Genomic DNA, 5,423 nt, shown 5'->3' with positions numbered 1-5,423 from the left:
ATCAGCCGCTTATGTAAAATGGTCTGGCTGACCAGAATCAGAATAGTGGAAGCAATGCCGAGGAAGTACATTCCCGCACCCAGCGCCATGCCGATTCCCACCGTCGCCCAGACACCGGCGGCAGTGGTCACTCCGATGACCTCGTGCTTGCCGGCAAGAATCAGTCCTGCGCCCAAAAAGCCGATGCCGCTGGCGACACTTGCTGCGACACGCGAAGCATCCACCGAAAGTCCCATCGAAAGCACATCAGAGAATCCATACTTGGAGATAATCACCATCAGCGCGCTGGTCACCGCAATCAGCAGATGGGTTTTCAGTCCGGCGTTTTTCAGGCGGTTTTTTCGCTCCAGGCCGATAAACAATCCGCAGACACCCGCTACAACAATGCGCAGCAAAAATTCCAGCTGCACCCACAGCTCGGTCTGCAAAAAAGAAGCCAGAGATTCCATCATGACCCTCTCTCCTTTCATCATCCATTTTTATGCTGTACCGCACAACCTATACCGTACAGAATCAGAATGTATCCTAGTATAACACAGTTTCTTCACATTTGTCAATTTTACCGAAAAGGCAGCTGTTTCTGCAATAAAATTAGGAAATATTGCAACCAATCCGTTTTGAAAGGAAAATTTTTCTGTTTTCTCTTGACCTTACCTTTATTATCATGTATAATAGGTTCGGATTTTTGATAAAAAATCTTTGCTAGAGTGGCTCAGTCGGTAGAGCAGCTGATTCGTAATCAGCAGGTCGTGGGTTCGATTCCCATCTCTAGCCCCAAAAAGCAGCGGTTTCTCTTTTGAGAAACCGCTGCTTTTTCTTTTTCATCGACCAAAGGACACGATGTTTTCCATCGCCCTGTCCATTTTTTATTCCATCTCGTTTAGCACCTTCTCGGTGTAGGCAGTCCCGTGAATTCCCTGTTCCCACTGTTTCTTTGCGCCGCCTTCCCCCAGATTGTAGGCCATCAAACTGTCCTCTGTATTGTAACGCGAAAGATACCCGCCCAGGATAAAAGCTCCCGCCTGAATATTCTGCTCGGGATCGCTCAGGTCATTGATTCCGATCTGTTCCTGCAAATACGGCAGGTTGATGCTGTGAATCTGCATCAATCCGGTGCAGGCTCCGTTTTGTGCGTCGGTTTGAAACCCGCTCTCCACCTCCATCACCGCAAACAGCAGCTGCGGCGGCACCTCATATTGTTCGCAGGCAGTCAGCGCCGTCTGCACCAGCTCCTCGGACAGAGGGATTTCCTCTGCCATTACCGCCGCCGCTTCCTCTGAAGCAGATTGATGCTTCGGTGCAGTCGTCACTTTTTCTGCCTGCACGCTTTCCTTCTCCGGTACAGTCGCCGCTTTTTCTGCCTGCACACTTTCCTGCTCCGGTACTTCTCTTGTTCGGACGTTCGCAGCAGTGTTCTCCTGCTTGACAGGCTGCTCTGCGATGGATTGTTCAACGTTCTTTTTCTGCAAAGTGGTATCCAACAGTTTTGTTTCTGACGGTGGTTCCATCGAAGCAAAGGCAGTTTCTACCAATGGCTGGCAGACTGCGCTGACAATCAGAATCATCATCAATACGGACAAAAATGCTTTTTTCATGAATATGTTCTCCTTTATGGCTCTTTCCCTGAGGCGATCAACCAGAGGATAGGACATCTGTCTTGATTTTATACACCTACCTATGGATGCTATGCAAAATTTGGAAAAAAGATGTGTCGATAGCATTGATTTTCTTTTTTCCGTAGTGCTTGCCTTCAAGGAATCTCTGTCAAAACGCAAAAAGGCACAGACAACCTTTTCTGTTGTCTGTGCCTGCTGTCTGTTTTTAAATTTTATGCTGTCCTCATCGCTTGCTGTCCGAAAATGCAGCCGCCTGCAAAAGCCAGCCCATCAGCTCATCGTCGATCTGTCCGATGTTGTCGAGCAGAAGATGATGGGTCCAGCGACCAGGATAGGGTTCGGTGGCAGCATCGATCCGTGGGGAATCCAAGCGGTAGTTCAGTCCAAAGGTCAGGGTGATAAAGTGCGGCGGACGCTGATTTGCCTTGCGCACCTTTAAAAACGCGACTGCCGCGAACAAATGCCGGTTATAAAAGCTGATCTGCGTCTTTTGCACCCGCAGCTGTACATTTTCGATGCGGGAAAGAATCTGCTGCTCCAACGCCTCATACAGCGGCAGCATGTTCGGGTCCTTGTCAAAAAACATCAGAACGTCCTGTGTCATCCTTCCATCCCCTTTTGCCTTTTTTCCATTGTAGCAAAATCTCTGCAAAAAGTACAGTTCCATTTCTTTCCGTCTCTTCATTTCCTCGGTTATTCTGTGGGGATACCTCCTTATTCTTATATGTTTTGCACAAAACCATCAATTTTTTATTCTTGTCTATTGGCAAAAGCGTATTTTTATCGTATACTGAAAAAGGAATTTGTTTGAAGATTTCCAAAGCAGCGCATGCTTTTTATACGATGAATTTCCAACGCAGTGTGACAGCATTTGACAAAGGAGGACTTTTTGCATGTGGGCGTATGAAAGTGTATTTTATCAGATTTATCCGATCGGTTTCTGTGGAGCACCGCGTCAAAACGACGGACAATGTGTCAACCGCATTGCCAAGGTCGGCGACTGGGTGGATCACATCGCCAATTTAGGCTGCAATGCAGTCTATTTTTCGCCGCTGTTTGAATCGGACAGCCACGGCTATGACACCCGCGACTTTCGCCGCATCGACTGCCGTCTTGGAACCAACGCCGACTTTGCCGAGGTTTGCCGCAAGCTGCACGCTGCGGGCATCCGCGTAGTGCTGGATGGCGTGTTCAACCACGTCGGACGCGGATTCTGGGCGTTCGAGGACGTCCGTCAGAAAAAGTGGGACTCCCCTTACAAGGACTGGTTTCATCTGTCCTTCGACGGCAACTCCTGCTACAACGACGGCTTCTGGTACGAGGGCTGGGAAGGTCATTATGAGCTGGTCAAACTGAACCTGAAAAATCCTGCGGTCGTCGCCCATCTGTTCGACTGCATCCGTGGCTGGGTGGAGGAATTTGACATCGACGGACTTCGTCTGGACGTCGCTTACCTGCTCGACCGTGACTTTTTGCGCCAGCTGCGCACCTTCACCCAGCAGCTGAAGCCGGACTTTGTGCTGATCGGCGAAGTGCTGCACGGCGATTACAACCAGATCGTCAACGACCAGATGCTGCACTCCTGCACCAACTACGAGTGCTACAAGGGTCTTTACTCCTCCTGCAACAGCCACAACCTGTTTGAAATCACCCACTCGCTGCTGCGGCAGTTCGGACCGGAAAACTGGACACTGTACCGCGGCAAGCACCTGCTGAGCTTTGTAGACAACCACGACGTCACCCGTGCTGCCTCCATCCTGCAGGACAAACGTCATCTGTCCCAGCTGTACGGGATGCTGTTTGGAATGCCTGGCATCCCTTGTCTGTACTACGGCAGCGAATGGGCCTGCGAAGGCGTCAAAACACCTGGCAGCGACGACAATCTGCGCCCATGCTTTGATGCACCACAGGTAAACGAGCTGACCGAACTGATTGCACGCATGGCAAAAGCTCACCGCGAAAGCAAGGCACTTTGTTACGGCGACTTTAAGCAGCTGGTGCTGACCAACCGTCAGGCCATCTGGGAGCGCATCTTTGAGGATGAACGGGTACTGGTCGCCATCAACATCGACGACCAGCCCTATGTGGCGCACTTCGACGCGCGCTGCGGTCAGGCGGTCGATCTCATCACCGGAAAGCTGCACGACTTTGGCGGCGGCTCGGAGCTTGCTCCTTACTCGGTCGCCTTCTGGAAAACCGAGCGCTAAATTTATGGTAACAGCAAAACGAGGCTTCCTCCCACCACGGGAGGAAGCCTCGTTCTTTTTCTTTAGATGATAACGACTGGTTTGATCAGATCCTTTGGTTTGTCCTTCATCAGCATCAGCGCTTTTTCCATATTTTCAAAGCCCTCGAAGCGATGGGTCAGCATCTTGCCTGGGTCAAGTCTGCCGGTTTCCATCAGCGAAGCCAGCTTCTCCATGCGCAGACGGCCGCCGGGCATCAGGCCGCCCGCAATGGTCTTGTGGCCCATGCCGCAGCCCCATTCCACACGTGGAATCTTGACAAAGTCGCCCGAACCCAGATAGTTGACGTTGCCGATGCGGCCGCCTGGTTTGAGCATGTCGATGGCCTGTGCGAAGGTATCGTTGTCACCGCCTGCGATGATGACGCGGTCAACACCCTGACCCTTGGTCAGCTCCATCACCTGCTTGACGATGTCGCCGTCGCGGTAGTTGATGATGTCGGTTGCGCCGTATTCCTTCGCCAGCGCAACGCAGTTTGGACGGGAACCGACGGCGAACAGTCGGGATGCGCCGCGGATAGCAGCACCGGCAACCGACATCAGACCGACAGGACCGATACCGATGACACAGACGGTGTCGCCGAACTGCACATCTGCCAGCTCAACACCGTGCAGACCGGTCGGCACCATATCGCTGAGCATGACTGCTGCCGCTGGGTCCAGACTGTCAGGCAGTTTTGCCAGGTTTCCGTCGGCCTCGTTGACGTGGAACAGCTCCCCGAACACACCGTCCTTAAAGTTGGAGAACTTCCATCCTGCCAGCATTCCGCCCGAGTGCATCGAATAGCCGCCCTGTGCCTGCAGCGACGCCCAATCCGGTGTGATGGCTGGAACGATGACTCTGTCTCCAGGCTTAAAGTCCTTGACCAGCGAACCAACTTCGACGACCCGTCCGACCGCTTCGTGTCCCAGAATCATGTCGTGGCGGTCACCGATGGCGCCTTCCCATACGGTATGAATGTCCGATGTACACGGCGAAACAGCGATTGGCTCAACCAGTGCATCCAGCGGACCGCAGACAGGCTTGTCCTTTTCAATCCAGCCTACGCGACCAATTCCCAGCATTGCAAAACCTTTCATGATGAAAATCCTCCCTTATTATGAAATTACAATAATTTATTCACATCAAGAATAAATTTTATATATTTATTCTAACACTGATCTGTCGCGAGGTCAATAAATGAATCGTTAAATTCATAACAAAATTATAATCTCTTTACATTTTATCCATATTTAATTTCGCATGCTAAAACAAAACGGAAAAAATTGCAGCCCAGCTGAGACTTGGTCTATCTTCTCGAGCAAGTATGTCTTTGCTGAGGGAAGATTAAACATGCAGGCAAAACTTGTATGATAAGAGGCTTTCCCTGTGCAGCAAAAAAGGATGGCTTCTGCCATCCTTTTTTGCTAGTATTTCAACTTTGCAAGGTTGCTTGCATCCGAGATGAAGGTGGAGAAATTGTACATCACAAAGATGTCGTCAAAATCCTCGTTCATCAGCTCGCTGACACTCTTTGCCAGCGTACGCAGGTCGACTACAACAATCTCATCATAGTTGTAGG

Annotated in this window: 6 protein-coding genes and 1 tRNA gene; 2 read left to right on the top strand and 5 right to left on the bottom strand. The window is 50.8% G+C overall.

What is annotated here, in order from left to right:
- Positions 1-452: MgtC/SapB family protein (locus Q0L39_RS10420; protein ID WP_296628974.1), on the bottom strand; the 452-nt coding region annotated here is incomplete at its 3' end.
- A 249-nt stretch (positions 453-701) separates the two neighbouring features.
- Between Q0L39_RS10420 and Q0L39_RS10415 the strand changes: the two genes are divergently transcribed.
- Positions 702-777 (top strand) — tRNA-Thr (locus Q0L39_RS10415).
- A gap of 89 nt (positions 778-866) precedes the next feature.
- Here Q0L39_RS10415 and Q0L39_RS10410 read toward each other — a convergent pair.
- From Q0L39_RS10410 to Q0L39_RS10400, 3 genes are all read right to left on the bottom strand, one after another.
- Positions 867-1,595 carry a transglycosylase SLT domain-containing protein gene (locus Q0L39_RS10410; RefSeq protein WP_296628972.1) on the bottom strand — a complete coding sequence of 243 codons (729 nt, stop codon included), beginning with the start codon at positions 1,593-1,595 and terminating at the stop codon, positions 867-869.
- Positions 1,596-1,839: 244 nt separating this feature from the next.
- Positions 1,840-2,220 carry a DUF5655 domain-containing protein gene (locus Q0L39_RS10405; protein ID WP_296628971.1) on the bottom strand — a complete coding sequence of 127 codons (381 nt, stop codon included), beginning with the start codon at positions 2,218-2,220 and terminating at the stop codon, positions 1,840-1,842.
- Positions 2,192-2,437: a hypothetical protein gene (locus Q0L39_RS10400; RefSeq protein ID WP_296628969.1), complete on the bottom strand. Its 246-nt coding sequence runs from the start codon at positions 2,435-2,437 to the stop codon at positions 2,192-2,194. Before Q0L39_RS10400 ends, Q0L39_RS10405 begins: the two co-directional genes overlap by 29 nt.
- Positions 2,438-2,509: 72 nt before the next feature.
- Here Q0L39_RS10400 and Q0L39_RS10395 point away from each other — a divergent pair, with 72 nt between their 5' ends.
- A complete protein-coding gene (locus Q0L39_RS10395; protein ID WP_296628967.1) occupies positions 2,510-3,823 on the top strand; it encodes an alpha-amylase family glycosyl hydrolase in 1,314 nt (437 codons plus the stop codon).
- 62 nt (positions 3,824-3,885) lie between these two features.
- Here the strand turns inward: Q0L39_RS10395 and Q0L39_RS10390 are convergent, their stop codons facing one another.
- A complete protein-coding gene (locus Q0L39_RS10390; protein ID WP_296628965.1) occupies positions 3,886-4,941 on the bottom strand; it encodes an NAD(P)-dependent alcohol dehydrogenase in 1,056 nt (351 codons plus the stop codon).
- Between the last annotated feature and the right edge of the window lie 482 nt (positions 4,942-5,423).

The sequence above is a fragment of the uncultured Negativibacillus sp. genome, from assembly GCF_944388365.1.
Classification (GTDB): Bacteria; Bacillota; Clostridia; order Oscillospirales; family Ruminococcaceae; genus Negativibacillus.
Note: the sequence above shows the minus strand (reverse complement) of the source record. Positions and strands in the feature narration are given on the sequence as shown.

Bases quoted from the DNA above. Each gene is read 5' to 3' on its own strand.
- Q0L39_RS10410 (WP_296628972.1), bottom strand. From the start codon at position 1,595: ATGAAAAAAGCATTTTTGTCCGTATTGATGATGATTCTGATTGTCAGC.
- Q0L39_RS10405 (WP_296628971.1), bottom strand. From the start codon at position 2,220: ATGACACAGGACGTTCTGATGTTTTTTGACAAGGACCCGAACATGCTG.
- Q0L39_RS10395 (WP_296628967.1), top strand. From the start codon at position 2,510: ATGTGGGCGTATGAAAGTGTATTTTATCAGATTTATCCGATCGGTTTC.
- Q0L39_RS10390 (WP_296628965.1), bottom strand. From the start codon at position 4,941: ATGAAAGGTTTTGCAATGCTGGGAATTGGTCGCGTAGGCTGGATTGAA.